The following is a 17,051-nucleotide window of genomic DNA, read 5'->3' as shown; positions in this document are numbered from 1 at the left end:
AGCCCACTCGCCGCCCGGCGGCGAGGCACCGGGTCGACAAGGAGGCTGGGCGATGGTTCACGACCTCGTGATCCGCGGCGGCACGGTCATCGACGGGACGGGGGCGCCAGGCCGGCGGGCCGACGTGGCCATCGACGGCGACCGCGTGGCCGACGTCGGCGAGGACCTCACGGGCCGCCGCGAGCTCGACGCCGGCGGTCGCGTGGTGGCGCCGGGCTTCATCGACATCCACACCCACTACGACGCCCAGGTGTTCTGGGACCCGGCCCTCACGCCGTCGTCGTGGCACGGCGTGACCACGGTCGTCGCGGGGAACTGCGGCTTCTCGATCGCTCCGTGCCGAGCCGAGCACCGGTCCCTCATCGGCCGCACCCTCCAGCACGTCGAGGACATGAGCCTCGCGACCCTCGAGGCCGGGATCCCGTGGGACTTCGAGAGCTTCCCCGAGTACCTGGACGCGGTCGAGCGCCGCGGCGTCGGCCTGAACTTCACTGCCTACGTCGGGCACACCGCGGTCCGCCTCTACGTGATGGGCGACGAGGGATACGAGCGCGAGGAGCCGACCGACGACGAGCTGGCGCAGATGGCGCAGGTCGTGCGCAACTCGGTCGCCGCCGGCGCGGCCGGCTTCGCCACCAGCTCCGCGCCCACCCACTCCGGTGACGGCGGGCGGCCGGTCCCGTCGCGGCTGGCGGGGCTCGCGGAGCTCGAGGCGCTGCTGCGTCCCCTCGGCGACCTCGGCCGCGGCGTCGCCGAGCTGACCCCCGGCGAGCGCATCCGCCACGCCGACGTGTACGAGCTCCAGAAGCGGGTGCGGCGACCGTTCACCTGGACCGCGCTGCTCACCGTGAGGGGGTCGCCGTTCGCCACGCGCATGGCGGCGTTGAACGCCGACGAGCGCGCCGACGGCGCCGACGTGTGGCCGCAGGTGACCTGCCGACCCCTCACCTTCCAGATGACGCTGGCCGAGCCGTTCACGTTCAACACCGTGCCGGCGTTCCGTGCCCTCATGGACCGCCCCGAGGCGGAGCGGCTGGCCGCCTACCGCGACCCGGCGTGGCGCCGCGCCGCGCAGGACGAGCTGGCGACCGGTCGCGTGTTCCGGCCCCAGTGGGACACCGTCACCATCGCCGAGAGCCGCGACCACCCCGAGCTCGAGGGGCGGAGCGTGGCGGCCCTCGCCCGCGAGCGGGGCGTCGAGCCGCTCGACGCGCTCCTGGAGCTCGCCGTCGCCGAGGACCTGTCCACTCGGGTCCGGGCCGTGCTGGCCAACGACGACGAGGACATGATCGCCTCGCTGCTCCGCCAGGAGGGGATGCTCATCGGGCTCTCCGACGCCGGCGCCCACGTCGGGCAGCTCTGCGATGCCTGCCTCCCGACCGACCTGCTCGGCAACTGGGTGCGGGAGCGGCCGGTGCTGACGCTCGAGGCCGCGGTGCACAAGCTCACCGGCGAGCCCGCGGCCGTGTTCGGGTTCACCGACCGGGGCGTGCTCGAGCCGGGGCGGGCCGCCGACGTGACCGTCTTCGACCCCGACACGGTCGCGCCCGGCAAGCTGCGCCGAGTCCGCGACTTCCCCGCGGACGGGGAGCGCCTCGTCGCCGATTCGCCGGTCGGGGTCGCGCACGTCCTGGTGAACGGCACGCCGATCCGCGTCGACGGCGAGCCCGTCCCGGACGGGCTCGACGCTCGCCCGGGCCGGGTGCTCCGGAGCTAACGCGGCTCCGTCCGCCCTAACGGCGGTCGACGGGGGGCCGGAAGCCGACGGCCCGGCCGCCTCAGCGTCGGCTCTTCGGCGTCCGGGGGAAGATCGACTTCGCCACCGCGGTCAGCTTCGACTGCACCGGCGGGGTGAGCTGCGACCCGGCCGCGGGCGCGCCGGACGGCGTCCACTGGAGCGTGACCGCGAACTTCTTGCTCACCGCGACCGAGAGCGTCGAGTTGTCGAGGTTGAAGTAGCTGGCCTTCCCCAGCTTGGCGTTGGCGATCGTCACGTTGTTGTCGCCGTCGATCGCCCGCTGCACCTCGATGATGTCGACCGCGGTCTCCCCCGGGGGCGGGAACACGGGGTAGATGAGCGCGACGACCAGCGTCCCCGTCGGCTGGGCGGCGGCGCCGACCACGAAGTTGCACGCGATCGCCAGCCCGGTGGCGTGGTTCGTCGTCACCGGGGCGCCGAAGGACCGCTGGACCTGCGACGGGCTCGGGTACGTGCAGGGGTCCCGGATGTTGAACGCCGGCCCGGACGGGTGGCTCGCGGCGGCGGCGGGGCTCAGCCCCGCGACGCCGAGGGCAGCGGCGACGAGCACGATCCAACGCGCGACCCGCCCGGCGGCCCGTCTCACGGCGGGGAGGATATCCACGGGGGTCGGCGTCGCCTCGTCGCCGGCCGGACGCGCGCGGCGGTCAGGGCCGGGGGCGGGCCTTGCCGATCCGGTCGTACGCCTCGGTCGGGACCTTCGCGACGTCCTTGTAGATGTGGTGGACGCACGGCTGGCCCGGTCGCTCCGGCGGGTACTCCACGCTCGTCGGCGCGCCGCCCCACTCGACCGGCTGCATCTCGTTGTTCACCGAGCAGTGGGCGCAGTAGACCCAGAGCTCGTCGCGCATGAGCGTCCGCGGGCCTCGCTCGCGCAGCCGCAGGTACGGGTGCTCACCCTCGTAGCGGCCGTCCTCGATGAGCTTGCCGCCGCTCCCGCAGCGGAAGGAGAGGACGATCTTCTCGTCGTCCTCGGCCACCTCGACGGCTCCCATGTTGGCCAGCATGGCCCGGGCGATGACCTTGGCCCGGGCCGCCGCGGGCAGCGACCCCCAGTCGGTGCCGGTGTCGCGGCGCGGGCGGACGAACTCCTCCCCCGTCTTGCGAAGGGCCCGCTCGACCGCCTCCTCGCCGAGCTCCTCGCCGACGAACGTGAGCAGGGAGGTGATCCAGTTGATCGAGTAGTCCTTCAGCGCGCTCCACTGCTCGACCGCCCGGTCGATGAGGGCCACCGCCTCGCCGGACCGGCCCTGGGCGATCGCGGTCTTGGCCTGCTCCCACAGGGGGGTGCGCATCCGGGCCACGTCGGCCGCGGTGAGCTGCTCGTCGGTCATCGTCCACTCCCGGATCGGGGCAGGCCGAGCACCCGCTCGGCGATGATGTTGCGCTGGATCTCGCTCGTCCCGCCCGGGATGGTGCCGGAGAACGAGCGCAGGTACTGGGTGACCCACGCGCCCTGGCGCCACATCGCCGGGCCGAGGACGTCGAGGTCGAGGCCGGTGGGGCCCTGCCACTCGGTCGCCGTGAGGAGCACCTCTTGGAGCGTCTCGCTGCCGTAGAGCTTGAGGAGGGAGTGCTCCGGCGCGGCGCGTCCGCGCATGAACTTCGAGAAGCCGCGGTAGCCCATCAGCAGCAGCGCCTGCGAGTCCACGTAGAAGCGGGCCACGTCGTCACGGAAGCGCGCGTCCTGGCCCAGCGGCGCGCCATCGGCTCCCGGCCGGCCCGCGAGGCCGACCATGGCCCGGAAGGCCCGCTGGACGTCGTAGGCGTAGTCGACCCACAGCATGGCCCGCTCGTGAGCCAGCGACGCCTGGGTGAGGGCCCAGCCCCGGTCGAGCTCGCCGAGCAGGTTCTCCGCCGGGACGATGACGTCGGTGAAGAAGACCTCGTTGAAGTCCTCGTAGTCCGGCTCGGTGAGCTCGGCGAACGGGCGGGCCTCGACGCCGGGCGAGCGCATGTCGATGACGAGGACGCTGATGCCCTGGTGCTTCGGCGCGTCGACGTTCGTCCGCACGAAGCACATGCACCAGTCGGCGTCGTGCGCGCCCGAGGTCCACACCTTCTGGCCGTTCACGACGAAGTGGTCGCCGTCGAGGACGGCCCGGGTCTTGAGGCTGGCCAGGTCGCTCCCGGCGCCGGGCTCGCTCATCCCGAGGCACCAGGCGATGTCGGCCCGCAGCGTCGGGAGCAACCAGCGGGCCTGCTGGTCCGGGGTGCCGGCGTCGCGCAGCGACGGGGCGATGATCCCGATCCCCTGCGGGTTCAGGCTGCGCGGGATCTCGCGCCGCTTCATCTCCTCGAAGTAGATCATCTGCTCGCCGGGCGAGGCGTTCCGTCCGCCCAGCTCGGGTGGCCAGCCCGGGACCAGCCAGCCGGCCTCGAACAGCCGGCGTTGCCAGGCGCGCGCCCACGGCTGGAGGTCGGCGCTGGAGCGCTTCGGCGCCGCCAGGACCTCGCGCGGCGGCGCGTGCTCCTCGAGCCAGGCCACGAGCTCGGCCCGGAAGCGCTCCTCGGCCTCGCCGTAGCGCAATCGCATCCGAGCGACGCTACCGCCTGGTCGACGGGCGCGGCTCGGGCGCGCGACCGTCGCCGCGCGAGGTCCCGCGGCGGGCGCTACCGTTCCCGTCCGCCCGACGCCCGTCCGTCGTCGGCGGATCCGGGAGCGGGGTTTGGACTTCGAGTTCTCAGCCGAGCAGGACGAGCTCCGCCAGGCCGTGCGCCGGTTCTTGTCCGACCGCGCGCCGCTCGAGTGGGTGCGCGCCACCTACGGCCGCGAGCGCGCCTGCGGCGACGAGCTGTGGCGCGGGCTCGTCGACCTCGGCGTGGTCGGCCTCCTCGCCCCGGCGAGCCACGGCGGCGCCGGCATGGGCATGGTCGACGCCGCGGTCGTCCTCGAGGAGCTGGGGCGGGCCGTCTGCCCGTGCCCGTACCTGGCCACGGCGGTCGGCGCGGCGAGCCTCGTCGACGCCCTCGACGGCTGGGACGCGCACCCGCTCCTCCCGGCGCTGGCGCGAGGGGAGGCGCGGGGCACCGTGGCCGTGTACGAGCCGCGCCGCCGGGCGGCGTGGCGGGCGCCGGAGACCCGGGCCGTCGGCCGCGGGGACGGCTGGGCGCTGCACGGCGCCAAGGCGCACGTCGACGGTGCGCCCGGCGCTGACGTCCTGCTCGTGGTGGCCGGGACCGAGGCCGGCGGGCTGGGGGTCTTCGCGGTCGAGGCGGCGGACGCCGACGTGGTCGCCACGCCGACCGTCGACGGCTCGCGCGCCGAGGCCACGGTGACGCTCGACGACGTCGCCGGGTTCCGCGTCGGCGCCGGTGACGCCACCGCCGCGGTGGCGCGCACGCTCGACCGGCTGGCCGTCGGCGCGGTTCTCGACGGCGTCGGCGCCGCGGCGCGGGCCCTCGAGCTGTCGGTCGAGTACGCGCGGGAGCGCCGGCAGTTCGGGGTGCCGATCGGCACCTTCCAAGCCGTGCAGCACCTGTGCGCGGACATGCTGCGGGCGGTCGAGATGGCCCGGGCCGCCGCGTACTACGCCTGCTGGGCCGCCGACGCCGCCGAGACCGACGAGGCGCACCGGGCGGCGACGATGGCGCTCGCCTTCGCCGCCGACGAGCTCGCCGCCGTCGGCGCCGCCGCCATCCAGGTGCACGGCGGGGTCGGCTTCACCTGGGAGCACGACATCCACCTCTTCTACAAGCGGCTCCTCACGCTCCAGCGCACCGGGGGCGGCAGCACCGACCAGCTCGAAGCGCTCGCCGCGCTCAGCCTCGGCTGAGCCGGGCCGGGTCAGCGAGCCCGGGTCAGGAGCAGCGCGCCGGCGAGCGGCCCGCCGCCGGCGCAGGCGACGCCCACCTCGGGGTCGCCCGGCACCTGCCGCTCCGCCGCCTCGCCCCAGAGCTGGAGGCAGGCCTCGTGCAGGAAGCCGAAGCCGTGCAGCCGGCCGGCCGAGAGCTGCCCACCGTGGGTGTTGAGCGGCAGCTCGCCGTCGCGGGCGATCCGCTGGCCCCCTTCGACGAACGGGCCGGACTCGCCCTTCCCGCAGAACCGCATGGCCTCGAGCCAGCACATGGTGATGAACGAGAACCCGTCGTACATCTCGGCCAGCTGCACGTCCCCGGGCTGCAGGTCGGTGCGGGTCCACAGCTGCGCACCGGCGTCGTGGCAGGCCATCGTGGTCAGGTCGGGGTAGTCGGCCCAGCCCGGGCGGCCGTGCAGCGCGGTGCCGACGGCTTCGACCGTCAGCGGCGGCTTGCGGAGGTCGGGCCGGGCGTCGGCCCGCGAGACGATCATGGCGGTGGCGCCGTCGCACGGCACGTCGCAGTCGAACAGGCACAGCGGCCAGGAGATCATCCGGGCGGCGAAGTAGTCGTCCATCGACATCGGGTCCCGGTAGATGGCCTTCGGGTTCAACGCCGCGTTGGCGCGGGCGTTGAGCGCGATCTGGGCCAGCTGGGCCCGGGTGGTGCCGTACTCGTGGAAGTGACGGGCCGCGTACAGCGCGATCCAGGTGGCCGCCGACGGCACCGAGTACGGGAGCAGCCACTCCATGAAGCCGCTGGCGCGGAACCCGCCGGCGCGGTTCTCGCCGCCGGGCATGACCGAGGAGCGGCCCTTCGTCCCCTGGGCGCTGCCCTCGTAGACGGTCCGGAAGCACAGGACGTGCCGGGCCAGGCCGGCGGAGACGGCGAGGATCGCGTTCACGACCGCGCCGAGCTGCCCGGGGAGCTCGAGCCCGCCGGCGTACCAGTTGAGGTTCAGGCGCAGGGCCTCGTGGACGTCGGGCACGCCCGCCCCCGAGAAGCCGGCCGGGTTGTCGAGGCCGCCGGGATAGGTGGAGAGGCCGTCGACGTCGGCGGTGGTGAGCCCGGCGTCGCCGATGGCCTCGAGGCAGGCGTCGACCGTGAGCTCGAGCGGGTCGCGGTAGAGGCGGCGACCGACGGCGGACTGCCCGATGCCGCTCAAGACCGCTCGGCGCTCGCCGACGAGCTCAGCGTCCATCGCGTCTCCTCGGGCCGGGGGTCACGGGGCGGGCTCGAACAGGGGGATCCACACCTGCTCCTCGACGTGGGGCTCGAAGAGCACCGAGACCGGCATCCCGATGCGCACGTCCTCCGGGGCGCAGTGGACGACGTTCGTGAACAGGCGCAGGTCGTCCTGCTCGACGCAGCGCACGATGGCCAGGACGAAGGGCGGCTCGAGGCCCGGCATCCAGGGCTGGTGGTTGACCGAGAAGGTCAGCACCTCGGCTCGTCCCGAGACGGCCTCGATGCGGAGGTCCTTCGACCAGCTCCGCGGGCAGATCACCCCCGGCGGGTGCAGGTAGTAGCCGCAGTCGTGGCAGCGCTGGAACCGCAGCTCGCCGTCGCGACCGCCCTGCCAGAAGTGCGCGTTGCGGTCGGTGATGCGAGGCAGGATTCGGAACGGGACCTCATCGGTCGCCGTCATCGGCGTCCTCCTCCTCGCGCTCGGGATCGAGCGCGGCCTTGAAGCCCCGCCGGGCGTGCGGGATGGCCTCGACCGCCGGGAGCAGCCCGAAGCCGGGGCAGGTGAGCATGATCGAGCCGAGGATCTCCTCCCAGGAGGCGCCGACCTCCCGCGCCAGCCGGGCGTGTCGCTCCACCCCGGGCGGGTTGCGCAGGATGACCGTGCACGCGAGCCGGATGAGCTCGTGGGTCCGCCGGTCCGGGGCCGACAGGGAATCGATCTGGCTCATCCACGAGTTCTGCGCCTCGTGGAGGGCGGGGAACACGTCGTGGAGCGGAGCCTCGAACGGGAAGTTCCAGTCGTCTCGGTTCATGTCAGACCGGCACGAAGACCGGGATCGTGACGTGCTCGGCGATCTCACGGTACGCGACCTGCAGCGGCATGCCCACCCGGAGCTGGTCCTCGTCGCAGTCCACGACGTTCGTCATCATTCGCGGCCCCTCGGCGAGGTCCACGACGGCGGCGACGTACGGGAGCCGATCCGAGAACGGGGGCAGGTCGTTGTGGTGCACGACCGACCAGGTGTAGAGGACGGCGCGCCCGCTGGCCTCCTCCCACGACACCGCCGAGCTCCAGCACCGGGGACAGAACGGCCGGGGGTAGAAGTGGGCGGCCCCGCAGTCGGCGCAGCGCTTGACGAGCAGCCGCCCGGCACGGGCGGCGTCCCAGTACGGGCGGGTGTCGTCGTCGGCGGCCGGGAGGTCGAACCGCACGCCCGCGGGCTACGGGGCGGGGAGGGCGGCGACGGCCACGCCGCTCACCTTGGCTTCGCCGCTCTCGTTCACGACCTCGCAGTCGAGGTCGACGCGGTGCTCACCGTGCTCCTCGTACTTCTTCTTCACCGTGATCTTGGTGCTGAGGGTCTCACCGGGCCAGGTCTGCTTCGTGAACCGCACCTTGTAGAGGCGCAGGTTCCCGACCCCGACGTAGTCGGTGAGGGCCTTGCCCAGGATCCCCATCGTGAACATGCCGTGGCCGAACACGCTGGGCAGGCCGGCCGAGGTGGCCTGCACCTCGTCGTGGTGCATCGGGTTGAAGTCGCCGGAGGCGCCGGCGTACCGCACGAGATCGGTCCGCGAGAGCTGGTGACGGAACTCGGGCGCGGTGTCGCCCTCGCGCACGTCGTCGAACCGCAGCTTCTGCTCCGCCATGGCGCCGCAGCGTGGCCGGTGCCCGGCCGGCCTGTCAAGCCGCGCGAGGCTCGGGGCGTGCCGGTCGACCTCACCGAGCTCCTCGCGCCACCGACCACGGCGGTGCTCACGATGGAGCTCCAGCGAGGCGTGGTCGGCGACCTGGCGGTCATCCCCGCGCTGGCGGACGAGGTGGCCGCCCGCGGCGTGATCGACCGCGCCGCGCGCGTCGTGCGAGCGGCCCGGGCCGCCGGGGCGCGCGTCGTCCACTGCGTCGCCGAGTTCCGTCCGGACCGGGTCGGCTCGAGCGAGAACGCACCGATGCTGCGGTCCCTCGCCAAGGGGCCCCCGCACCTGCTCGTCGGCACCGAATCGGTCGCGGTGGTCCCCGAGCTGGGGCCCGAGCCGACCGACCTCGTGGCCGCCCGCCGGCACGGGCTCAGTCCCTTCCCGGGCACCGACCTCGACCAGACCCTCCGCAACCTGGGGGTGGCGACGATCGTGGCCACCGGGGTGTCCGTGAACATCGGGATCCTCGGCCTGGTCCTCGTCGCCGTCGACCTCGGCTACCGGTGCGTGGTCGTGACCGACGCGGTGGCGGGGGTCCCGGGCGAGTACGCCGACGCCGTCATCGAGCACACCCTGGCGCCGCTCGCGACCCTCCGCACCGCCGAGGAGGTCGCGGCGGTCTGGTCGGCGGGGTGAGCGGCCGGAAGCGGACGAGACGTCGAGCCGGTCGACCAGCCAGAATGCGGCCGGCATGACCCCGCTCGCGCCCCTCGACTTCCACCGGCTGCTGCCCGACAAGGTGGCGCTGATCACCGGCGCCGGCTCGGGCCAGGGGCGGGCCGCGGCCCTGCTCTTCGCGGCCCACGGCGCCCGCGTGCTCGTCGCCGACGTCGACGCCGACGGGGCCGCCGAGACGGTCCGGCTCCTCGAGGAGCAGGGCGGCGAGGGGGTGGTCGCCCACGTCGACGTCTCCCGCCGGGCCGACGTGGACCGGATGGTCGCCGTCGCGCTCGAGCGCTTCGGGGCCCTCGACGTCCTCTACAACAACGCCGCGGTGCAGATGAGCGGCCGGCTCGTGGACTGCACCGACGAGGACTGGGACCTCACCATCGCCACGAACCTCTCGGCGATCTTCTGGGCCTGCCGGGCCGCGCTGCCGGCCCTGCTCGACGGGGGTGGCGGCAGCATCATCAACACCGCGTCGACGCTCGGCCTCATCGGGTCCGAGGGCTACGCCGCCTACGGCGCCGCGAAGGCCGGGCTGGTGCTGCTCACGAAGCAGATCGCGGTCGAGTACGGGCCCGCGGTGCGGGCGAACGTCATCGCGCCCGGCTCGATCGACACGCCCCGGTTCCGCAAGGTGCTCGAGAAGACGCCCGGCGCCGACCAGTTCGTCGACGGGCTCAAGCGCACGATCCCCGTGGGCCGGCTCGGGCGGGCCGAGGACGTCGCCGCCATCGCCCTGTTCCTCGCCAGCGACCAGTCCGCCTACGTGAGCGGCGCGGTCCTCCCGGCCGACGGCGGCCTGGCGGCGCTGCGGTGAGCCTCTCGGGGGTCGCGATCGTCACCGGCGGCGCCGCCGGCCTCGGCGAGGCGGTGGCCCGCCGGCTGGCGGCCGAGGGCGCCGCGGTCGTGGTCGCCGACCTCGACGCCGACGGGGCCCGCCGGGTGGCCGACGACCTCGGCGCCGCCGGCGCGACCGCCGCCGCCGTGCCCTGCGACGTGACGCGCCGCGCCGACGTCGAGCAGGCGGTGCGGGTGGCGGCCGGCCTCGGGCCGCTGCGGGTGCTGGTCCTGTCGGCCGCCATCGAGAGCCGGCAGAGCGTCCTCGAGTGCAGCGACGAGGACTGGCAGCAGGTGCTCGACGTGAACCTCAAGGGCCCGTTCCTCTGCATGCGGGCCGCCATCCCGGTCATGGCCGCGAACGGGGGCGGCTCGGTGATCGCGCTCGGGTCCACGCTCGGGCTCATCGTGGCGCCCGGCCACCCGGCCTACTGCGCCAGCAAGGGCGCGCTCGTGAACCTGTGCAAGCAGGCGGCCATCGAGCACGCGCCCGACAACGTGCGCGTGAACGTCGTCGCTCCCTCCGCCACCGACACCGGGCTCTTCATCCGCTTCTCGGCCCAGGCGCCGGACCCCGAGGCGCTCCGCCAGCGGATCGCCGACCTGAACCCGATGCACCGGCTCGGGACCGCCCGCGAGGTCTGCGACGCCGTCGTGTTCCTGGCGTCGGACGCCTCGAGCTACACGAGCGGCTGCGTCGTCCCCGTCGACGGGGCGCTGGCAGCCCGGCGCGTGTGAGCGCGCGCCCGCGGGGTGAGCCCCGTGCATGACGGCTGGCGGATCCTCGACGCCGACGCCCACGTCGTGGAGCCCGGCGACCTCTTCGGGGACTGGACGCCCCCGGGCCGGCCCGTGATGGACCTGCCGGCCACGACACCGGTCGAGCTCTGCGGCGACTCGTCGCGCCTCGCCGACCAGCTGACGCACGGCTTCGACGCCCCCTCGTACCTCCGGGCGATGGACGCGCAGCGCATCGACGCCGCCGTCCTCTTCCCCTCCATGGGCCTCTTCGTGCCGTACCTCCCCGAGCTCGACGAAGCCGAGGCCGCCGCCGCCTGCGGCGCGTACAACGCGTGGGCGGCCGAGTACTGCTCGGCCGCGCCGTCGCGACTGGCCGCCGTCGGCGTCGTCCCCCAGCGGACGCCCGCACGCGCCGCCGCCGAGGCGCGCCGCGCCGCCGAGCTCGGGCTCGTCGGGGTGCTGGTCCGGCCGAACCACGTCGGCGACGCGTACCTCGACGACGCCGCCTTCGACCCGCTCTACGACGCGCTCGAGGCGACCGGCCTCGTGCTCGGCGTGCACGAGGCGCTCGGCGTGCGGGCGCCGACGATCGGGCGCGACCGCTTCGAGAGCTTCGCGGCCCGACACGCCTGTTCCCACCCGCTCGAGCAGATGACGGCGGCGACCGCGATCCTGCTCGGCGGCGTGTGCGAGCGGCACCCCGGCCTCCGGGTGGCGTTCCTCGAGTCGGGCACCGGCTGGCTGCCGTACTGGCTGGCCCGCCTCGACGAGCACCACGAGTGGCTCGGCGGCACCGAGCTCGCGGCGCTGTCCCTCCGGCCGAGCGAGTACTTCGCCCGACAGTGCGTGATCTCGTCCGATCCCGAGGACGCGCTGGCCGCGTTCACGATCGGGCGGGTCGGCGCCGACCACGTCATGTGGGCGAGCGACTTCCCGCATCCCGACGCCGCGTTCCCGGATGCCCTCGACGAGTTCCTCCGCCGCCTCGACGGCGTCGACCTCGAGGCCGACGCCCGGCCCGTGCTCTGGGACACGCCGGCGCGCTTCTACCGGCTCACCGACCGCTTCGCCGCCGCGACGAGCTGAGCGCGCCGGACCGCCGCCAGACCGACGTGGCCGGACCGGCGGAGCGGCCACCGCGGCGCCGCTGCCGGCGATGACGATCCGAATCGGGACCTCGGGGTGGCAGTACCGCGACTGGCGGGGCCCCTTCTACCCGCGCGCCCTGCCGACGGCGCGCTGGCTCGAGTACTACGCCACCGGGTTCGCGACCGTGGAGGCGAACAGCCCCTTCTACCGCCTCCCGGCCCGAGCGACCTTCGAGCAGTGGGCCGCCCGCACCCCCGACCCGTTCACCTTCGCCGTGAAGGCCAGCCGGTACCTCACGCACGTGCGTCGCCTCCAGGACCCCGCCGACCCGGTGGCGCGGCTCCTCGAGCGCGCCGCCGGCCTCGGCCCGAAGCTGGGGCCGGTGCTGCTCCAGCTGCCGCCCACCATGCGGCTCGAGCTCGGCCGGCTCGCCGAGACGCTCGCGGCCTTCGGTAAGAGGGTGCGCGTCGTCGTGGAGCCACGCCACGAGTCGTGGCACGTCGACGCCCTCTACGACCTGCTCGCCGACCATGACGCCGCGCTCTGCCTGTGGGACCGTCGGTCGCAGCACGGGCCCCTCGTCCGCACCGCGAGCTGGTGCTACCTGCGCCTCCACGAGGGCCGCACCGCGACCCCGCCCGGCTACGGGCGGCGCGCCCTCGCCACGTGGGCGGCGCGGCTGGTCGAGCGCTGGGGCCCGGGCGCGGACGGGTACGCGTACTTCAACAACGACGCCGGCGCCGCCGCGGTCCGAGACGCCCGGACCTTCGCCCGGCTGGCGGCGGCCGCCGGCCTCGCCAACGCGTCCGCGCCGGGCCCGCCGACCAGCCCGACCTGAGCCGACCGCGCCCGACCGCGCCCACCGCGCCGAGCGGACCAACGAGGCGCGTGCGGCGCTGTGAGGACGCTGAGGACCCGCGGCGGTCCGCCGAGAAGTCGGCGGTACCGTGCCGCGGTGTCGAAGAAGCGCACGTCGCGCCAGACGCGCCGGTACTCGACGGCGACACCGCCGCGCCGGCCGACGCCGTCGAAGCGGCCCGCCTGGCGCCGGTTCGGCCGCCGACGGCGCCGGTCGCTCGCGTGGCCGTGGGCGCTGGCCCTGGCCGTGGTGGTCGCGTCCGGGTCGGCGCTGATCGTGGCCTCGAGCGGATCCTCGTCGACGTCGACCGCCGCGGGCGCGAGCGCGGGACCCCTGCTGGCGTCGACCGCCAGCTTCGACGGCGGCTCGCCGGGCCAGCCCGTCGACGGGATCCAGTGCAACAACGCCGAGCAGCTCCTCTTCCACGTGCACTCGCACCTGGCCGTGTTCGTCGACGGCCAGCAGCGCAGCGTCCCGGCCGGCATCGGGATCGCGCCGCCCCGCCAGAGCGTGGCCGGCGCCACCGGGTCGGAGGTCGTGGCCGGGTCCTGCTTCTACTGGCTGCACAGCCACACCGCGGACGGCGTGATCCACATCGAGTCGCCGCTGCGGCGGACCTACACGCTCGGCGAGTACTTCGACATCTGGCACCAGCCCCTCAGCGCGACGCAGGTCGGCCCGGCGCAGGGACCGGTCATCGCCTACGTGAACGGGGTGCGCTTCAGCGGGAACCCACGCGACATCACGATCGGGAACCACACGAGGGTGCAGCTCGACGTCGGGCGGGACGTGTCGCCTCGCCCGTACACGTTCCCGCTCGGTCTGTAGCGCCTCGGGCGCCGCGAGGTCGCGTCAATCGCGATCGCGGGCGGGCTCGGCCGGGCGCGCCGCGGCCGTGAACGAGGCCGAGAGCATCCGGGCCTGCTCGACGCGTGGCATCGCCGAGAGGAAGCGGTACCCGTCGCGGTTCGGCTCGCCCGGCATCATCTCCATCTCGTGGCCGAGGGCGTCGACGACGTCGCGGGCGACGTCGGCCGGCGCCAGCGGGGGGTGCGGCAGCGCGTCGGGATCGTGGTCGAAGGACCGTCGGAAGTTCGGCGTGTCGATGGCGGGCCCCACCACGCCGAGCACGTCGACGCCTCGGTGCCGCCACTCCTCGTGCAGGGCCTGCGCCAGCGTGAGCTGGAACGCCTTCGTGGCCGAGTAGACGGCGAGGCCGGCGGTCCCGGCGACGCCGGCGCCGGACCCCATGATGACGATCCCGCCGCGGCCGCGCTCCACCATCGGCCGACCGAAGAGCTCGCACACGCCGATCAGCGTCGAGACGTTGATCGCGACCTGCTCGAGCGAGTGGTGAGGCTCCTCCTCGAGGAACGGCCCGACGAACGAGCCGGTGGCGTTGTAGATGACGAGCCCGACCTCGAGCGGCTCCGTGACGGCACGCAGTGGCTCGAGGCAGTCCCTCGCCTTGAGGTCGATCACGATCGGCACGGCCTCGACGCCCTGCTCGTCGTGGAGCGACCGCGCCACGGCTGCCAGCGGCGTGGCGCGGCGCGCCGCCACGACCACGTTGAGCCCGCGACCGGCGACCTCGCGCGCGTACGCCTCGCCGAGGCCCTCCGACGCCCCCAACACGACGGCCCAGGGCCCGTAGCGGTCACGAAACGCGGCTGGCTGCTCCACCCTGGTCCTCCACGGCGCGGGTTCCCGGCAGCCTACGCAGCCGCGTCGCCGCCGCTCCCGAGGCGCGGGCTCGCGCGTCGTCGTGCCCGGACGGCCCGAGCAGCCGTCGCGGTACGATCGCGTCCGGACCGCGCCAGGGGGCACTTGGACGATGGCGCCTCAGAACGGCGCACCCGCCACCGACCGTTACGTCGTCATCTCGGCCGACGGACACGCCGGCGCCGAGATCCACGAGTACCGGGACTACCTGGAGCGGCGGTACCTCGACGACTTCGACCGGTGGGTCGCTGACTACGTCGTCCCCTTCCCCGACCTCGAGGGACCGAACGCCAGCCGGAACTGGGACAGCGCCCGCCGCCTGCGCGAGACCGAGGCGGACGGCATCGTGGCCGAGGTGCTCTTCCCGAACACGGTGCCGCCCTTCTACCCGAGGTCGTCGCTGACGGCGCGACCGCCGGCCGCCGACGCCACCGAGCTCGAGCTGCGCTGGGCCGGGCTCCGGGCGCACAACCGGTGGCTGGCCGACTTCTGCGCCGCCGCGCCCGGCCGGCGGGCCGGGATCGCCCAGATCCTGCTCGCCGACGTCGACGCCGCCGTCGCCGAGGTCCGCTGGGCCCGCGACGCGGGGCTGACGGGCGGGATGCTGCTCCCGGGCGCGCCGCCGGGCACCGGCCTCCCGCCGCTCTACTCCCCCGCCTACGAGCCGCTCTGGTCGGTCTGCCAGGAGCTGGGCATGCCGGTGAACCACCACTCCGGCAGCGCCGTCCCGCCGATGGACGAGACCGCGGTCGACAAGGTCGTCTTCCTCCTCGAGGTCACGTGGTGGGCCCACCGTGCGTTCGCGCACCTGGTGTTCGGCGGCGTGCTGGAGCGGTACCCGGAGCTGCAGCTGGTGCTGACCGAGCAGGGCACCGGGTGGATTCCCGACGAGCTGGCCCGCCTCGACTACTTCTTCGACCGCATGCGGACCGCGGTCGGGTCCCAGGAGGTCGAGTGGGGCAGCGGCGTCGTGGCCGGGCTGTCGCTGAAGCCGAGCGGGTACTGGGCCCGCCAGTGCCACGTCGGGGCCAGCTTCATCCGGCCGACCGAGGTGCCGCTCCGGCACGAGGTCGGCGTGAACCGGATCATGTGGGGGTGCGACTACCCGCACAAGGAGGCCAGCTACCCGTACTCGCAGGAGGCGCTCCGACTCGCGTTCGCGAACGTCGACGAGGACGAGGTGCGGGCGATGGTCGGGGCCAACGCCGCCGGCGTCTACCGCTTCGACCTCGACGCCCTCGCGCCGATCGCGGCGCGGGTCGGCCCGCGGGTCGCCGACGTGGCGCGCCCGATCGCGGCCGACGAGATCCCCGACGACGCCCGCCGCTGCCCGGCGTTCGCCGAGCTCTGAGCCGCTCGGGCCGAGGGTCGTCACGTTCTCTGCCGCACACCACTGAGAAGGAGCACTGATGGGACGCATCCGATACGGGGCCCGCACCGACGACGAGCTGCGAAACCGCGAGGTCGAGGCCACCGCGACGGGCGCGTGGGCGACGGTGCTCGACGCGTTCTACGAGACCGATCCCGACGTGATCGCGGCGGTGCTGCCGCCCCCGCTCGAGCCGGCCGACGAGCCCCGGGTCCGCATCACCATCGCCCGGGTCGACATGCGGGGCCTGCCGACGTTCGGCGCCGGGGCCTTCGCCGTGCGTTGCAAGCACGAGGGCACGGTCGGGGACTACGCGCTCGTCATGCCGATGACCACCGAGCAGTCCGTGATCGGCGGCCGGGAGACCTTCGGCGAGCCGAAGAAGCTCGCCGAGGTCACGCTCGAGCGCGAGCCGGGCGGCGACCGGGTCGTCGGTCGGTTCACGCGGCTCGGCACCACGTTCGTCACCGTGTCGGGCTCGGTCCGGGAGGAGCTCCCCAACCCGCCCGAGCGGAAGCGCACCGACTTCTACTTCAAGTTCCTGCCCGCGCCCGACGGCAAGGGCTTCGACGCCGAGCCGTCACTCGTCTACTGCCACCGAGCCGAGCAGACCCGAAAGCTGGAGCGGGTCGACGGCGAGATCACGCTGGCCGACTCGCGGTTCGACCCCGTCGCCGACCTCCCGGTCCGCCGCGTCGTCCAGCTGACGCTCTGCGAGCGTCACAGCGTGCAGCGCGGCGAGATCAACTCCCGGGTCCCGGGCGAGTTCCTCCGCCCGTACGTCCACCAGCGCTACGACGACCTGTCCCCGGTCGGTGAGGGGTGATCGATTCGCTCGAGGGCAAGGTCGCCGTCGTCACCGGCGGCGGCGGCGGGCTCGGCCGGGCGATGGGCGAGCGCTTCGCCCGTGAGGGGATGCGGGTCGTGCTCGCCGACGTGCAGGCGCCGGCCCTGGACCGAGCGGTCGCCGAGCTGCGCGGCGTCGGGCTCGAGGTCACCGGCGTCGTCACCGACGTCTCGAGCTGGGAGTCGGTCGTGGCCCTCCGGGAGCGCACGCTCGAGGCCTACGGCACCGTCCACGTCGTGTGCAACAACGCCGGCATCGGCGCCGGCGCCGAGGGCCGGCTGTGGGAGCACGAGCGCAACGACTGGCGCTGGGCCATCGCCGTGAACGTGTACGGGGTGATCCACGGCATCAACGCGTTCGTGCCCCTCATGCTCGAGCGGGGCGACCCCGGGCACGTCGTGAACACCTCGTCCGGGAACGGCGGCATCGCCCCGCTCCTCGGCACGCCGGAGTACTCGGTGACGAAGGCCGCGGTCGT

20 protein-coding genes are annotated in these 17,051 nt (G+C 74.3%); 11 read left to right on the top strand and 9 right to left on the bottom strand.

The genetic code is table 11. The annotated features are described in order from the left end of the window. Nucleotides 1-52: 52 nt before the first annotated feature. The gene (locus tag VG869_02395; protein HEV3450028.1) at nucleotides 53-1,717 is read left to right on the top strand and encodes an amidohydrolase family protein; all 1,665 of its coding nucleotides are present in this window, start codon (nucleotides 53-55) and stop codon (nucleotides 1,715-1,717) included. Nucleotides 1,718-1,778: 61 nt separating this feature from the next. Here the strand turns inward: VG869_02395 and VG869_02390 are convergent, their stop codons facing one another. The 3 genes from VG869_02390 to VG869_02380 form a co-directional block, all read right to left on the bottom strand. Further along, nucleotides 1,779-2,345: a hypothetical protein gene (locus VG869_02390; GenBank protein ID HEV3450027.1), complete on the bottom strand. Its 567-nt coding sequence runs from the start codon at nucleotides 2,343-2,345 to the stop codon at nucleotides 1,779-1,781. A gap of 61 nt (nucleotides 2,346-2,406) precedes the next feature. Further along, on the bottom strand, nucleotides 2,407-3,093 hold the full coding sequence (locus tag VG869_02385; protein HEV3450026.1) for a hypothetical protein: 687 nt from the start codon (nucleotides 3,091-3,093) through the stop codon (nucleotides 2,407-2,409). Then, on the bottom strand, nucleotides 3,090-4,295 hold the full coding sequence (locus VG869_02380; protein ID HEV3450025.1) for an acyl-CoA dehydrogenase family protein: 1,206 nt from the start codon (nucleotides 4,293-4,295) through the stop codon (nucleotides 3,090-3,092). The genes VG869_02385 and VG869_02380 overlap by 4 nt, the downstream gene beginning before the upstream one ends. Nucleotides 4,296-4,428: 133 nt before the next feature. Between VG869_02380 and VG869_02375 the strand changes: the two genes are divergently transcribed. Next, nucleotides 4,429-5,535, top strand: a complete 1,107-nt coding sequence (locus VG869_02375) for an acyl-CoA dehydrogenase family protein (protein HEV3450024.1) — start codon at nucleotides 4,429-4,431, stop codon at nucleotides 5,533-5,535. Nucleotides 5,536-5,546: 11 nt separating this feature from the next. Here the strand turns inward: VG869_02375 and VG869_02370 are convergent, their stop codons facing one another. The 5 genes from VG869_02370 to VG869_02350 are packed head-to-tail and all read right to left on the bottom strand — an operon-like array spanning nucleotide 5,547 to nucleotide 8,395. Continuing rightward, nucleotides 5,547-6,758 carry a thiolase family protein gene (locus VG869_02370; GenBank protein HEV3450023.1) on the bottom strand — a complete coding sequence of 404 codons (1,212 nt, stop codon included), beginning with the start codon at nucleotides 6,756-6,758 and terminating at the stop codon, nucleotides 5,547-5,549. Between the two features lie 21 nt (nucleotides 6,759-6,779). Then, nucleotides 6,780-7,205, bottom strand: coding sequence for an OB-fold domain-containing protein (locus VG869_02365; GenBank protein ID HEV3450022.1), 426 nt, complete (start codon nucleotides 7,203-7,205; stop codon nucleotides 6,780-6,782). Beyond that, nucleotides 7,189-7,557: a hypothetical protein gene (locus VG869_02360; GenBank protein HEV3450021.1), complete on the bottom strand. Its 369-nt coding sequence runs from the start codon at nucleotides 7,555-7,557 to the stop codon at nucleotides 7,189-7,191. The genes VG869_02365 and VG869_02360 overlap by 17 nt, the downstream gene beginning before the upstream one ends. Before the next feature lies 1 nt (nucleotide 7,558). Next, nucleotides 7,559-7,957, bottom strand: coding sequence for a Zn-ribbon domain-containing OB-fold protein (locus VG869_02355; GenBank protein HEV3450020.1), 399 nt, complete (start codon nucleotides 7,955-7,957; stop codon nucleotides 7,559-7,561). Nucleotides 7,958-7,966: 9 nt separating this feature from the next. Then, nucleotides 7,967-8,395: a MaoC/PaaZ C-terminal domain-containing protein gene (locus tag VG869_02350; protein HEV3450019.1), complete on the bottom strand. Its 429-nt coding sequence runs from the start codon at nucleotides 8,393-8,395 to the stop codon at nucleotides 7,967-7,969. A 57-nt stretch (nucleotides 8,396-8,452) separates the two neighbouring features. Here VG869_02350 and VG869_02345 point away from each other — a divergent pair, with 57 nt between their 5' ends. From VG869_02345 to VG869_02320, 6 genes are all read left to right on the top strand, one after another. Continuing rightward, nucleotides 8,453-9,079, top strand: coding sequence for an isochorismatase family protein (locus VG869_02345; protein HEV3450018.1), 627 nt, complete (start codon nucleotides 8,453-8,455; stop codon nucleotides 9,077-9,079). Nucleotides 9,080-9,134: 55 nt separating this feature from the next. After that, nucleotides 9,135-9,926 (top strand): glucose 1-dehydrogenase, encoded by a 792-nt coding sequence (locus tag VG869_02340; protein ID HEV3450017.1) that lies wholly within the window; start codon nucleotides 9,135-9,137, stop codon nucleotides 9,924-9,926. After that, complete coding sequence (locus VG869_02335; GenBank protein ID HEV3450016.1) at nucleotides 9,923-10,684, top strand: SDR family NAD(P)-dependent oxidoreductase; 762 nt, start codon at nucleotides 9,923-9,925, stop codon at nucleotides 10,682-10,684. The genes VG869_02340 and VG869_02335 overlap by 4 nt, the downstream gene beginning before the upstream one ends. A 15-nt stretch (nucleotides 10,685-10,699) precedes the next feature. Continuing rightward, nucleotides 10,700-11,773 carry an amidohydrolase family protein gene (locus VG869_02330; protein HEV3450015.1) on the top strand — a complete coding sequence of 358 codons (1,074 nt, stop codon included), beginning with the start codon at nucleotides 10,700-10,702 and terminating at the stop codon, nucleotides 11,771-11,773. Nucleotides 11,774-11,843: 70 nt separating this feature from the next. Beyond that, the gene (locus VG869_02325) at nucleotides 11,844-12,614 is read left to right on the top strand and encodes a DUF72 domain-containing protein (protein HEV3450014.1); all 771 of its coding nucleotides are present in this window, start codon (nucleotides 11,844-11,846) and stop codon (nucleotides 12,612-12,614) included. Between the two features lie 117 nt (nucleotides 12,615-12,731). Further along, on the top strand, nucleotides 12,732-13,463 hold the full coding sequence (locus VG869_02320) for a hypothetical protein (GenBank protein HEV3450013.1): 732 nt from the start codon (nucleotides 12,732-12,734) through the stop codon (nucleotides 13,461-13,463). 24 nt (nucleotides 13,464-13,487) lie between these two features. On the opposite strand, the gene VG869_02315 is transcribed toward VG869_02320, so the two are convergent. Next, entirely contained in the window at nucleotides 13,488-14,318 is an 831-nt protein-coding gene (locus tag VG869_02315) for an SDR family NAD(P)-dependent oxidoreductase (GenBank protein HEV3450012.1), read from the bottom strand. Between the two features lie 151 nt (nucleotides 14,319-14,469). Between VG869_02315 and VG869_02310 the strand changes: the two genes are divergently transcribed. From VG869_02310 to VG869_02300, 3 genes are all read left to right on the top strand, one after another. After that, nucleotides 14,470-15,708: an amidohydrolase family protein gene (locus VG869_02310; GenBank protein HEV3450011.1), complete on the top strand. Its 1,239-nt coding sequence runs from the start codon at nucleotides 14,470-14,472 to the stop codon at nucleotides 15,706-15,708. 58 nt (nucleotides 15,709-15,766) lie between these two features. Further along, a complete protein-coding gene (locus VG869_02305; protein ID HEV3450010.1) occupies nucleotides 15,767-16,552 on the top strand; it encodes an acetoacetate decarboxylase family protein in 786 nt (261 codons plus the stop codon). Further along, nucleotides 16,552-17,051 (top strand): SDR family NAD(P)-dependent oxidoreductase (locus VG869_02300; GenBank protein HEV3450009.1); only part of this gene is annotated, 500 nt, incomplete at its 3' end. The genes VG869_02305 and VG869_02300, both read left to right, overlap by 1 nt.

Source organism: Acidimicrobiia bacterium (genome assembly GCA_035948415.1).
GTDB lineage: Bacteria > Actinomycetota > Acidimicrobiia > IMCC26256 > PALSA-555 > PALSA-555.
This window is presented reverse-complemented; position numbering and strand designations above follow the sequence as displayed.

What these genes read in the sequence shown, in the direction of transcription:
- VG869_02395 (HEV3450028.1), top strand. Translation starts at nt 53, where the DNA reads ATGGTTCACGACCTCGTGATCCGCGGCGGCACGGTCATCGACGGGACG.
- VG869_02385 (HEV3450026.1), bottom strand. Translation starts at nt 3,093, where the DNA reads ATGACCGACGAGCAGCTCACCGCGGCCGACGTGGCCCGGATGCGCACC.
- VG869_02380 (HEV3450025.1), bottom strand. Translation starts at nt 4,295, where the DNA reads ATGCGATTGCGCTACGGCGAGGCCGAGGAGCGCTTCCGGGCCGAGCTC.
- VG869_02370 (HEV3450023.1), bottom strand. Translation starts at nt 6,758, where the DNA reads ATGGACGCTGAGCTCGTCGGCGAGCGCCGAGCGGTCTTGAGCGGCATC.
- VG869_02365 (HEV3450022.1), bottom strand. Translation starts at nt 7,205, where the DNA reads ATGACGGCGACCGATGAGGTCCCGTTCCGAATCCTGCCTCGCATCACC.
- VG869_02360 (HEV3450021.1), bottom strand. Translation starts at nt 7,557, where the DNA reads ATGAACCGAGACGACTGGAACTTCCCGTTCGAGGCTCCGCTCCACGAC.
- VG869_02350 (HEV3450019.1), bottom strand. Translation starts at nt 8,395, where the DNA reads ATGGCGGAGCAGAAGCTGCGGTTCGACGACGTGCGCGAGGGCGACACC.
- VG869_02340 (HEV3450017.1), top strand. Translation starts at nt 9,135, where the DNA reads ATGACCCCGCTCGCGCCCCTCGACTTCCACCGGCTGCTGCCCGACAAG.
- VG869_02325 (HEV3450014.1), top strand. Translation starts at nt 11,844, where the DNA reads ATGACGATCCGAATCGGGACCTCGGGGTGGCAGTACCGCGACTGGCGG.
- VG869_02310 (HEV3450011.1), top strand. Translation starts at nt 14,470, where the DNA reads ATGGCGCCTCAGAACGGCGCACCCGCCACCGACCGTTACGTCGTCATC.
- VG869_02305 (HEV3450010.1), top strand. Translation starts at nt 15,767, where the DNA reads ATGGGACGCATCCGATACGGGGCCCGCACCGACGACGAGCTGCGAAAC.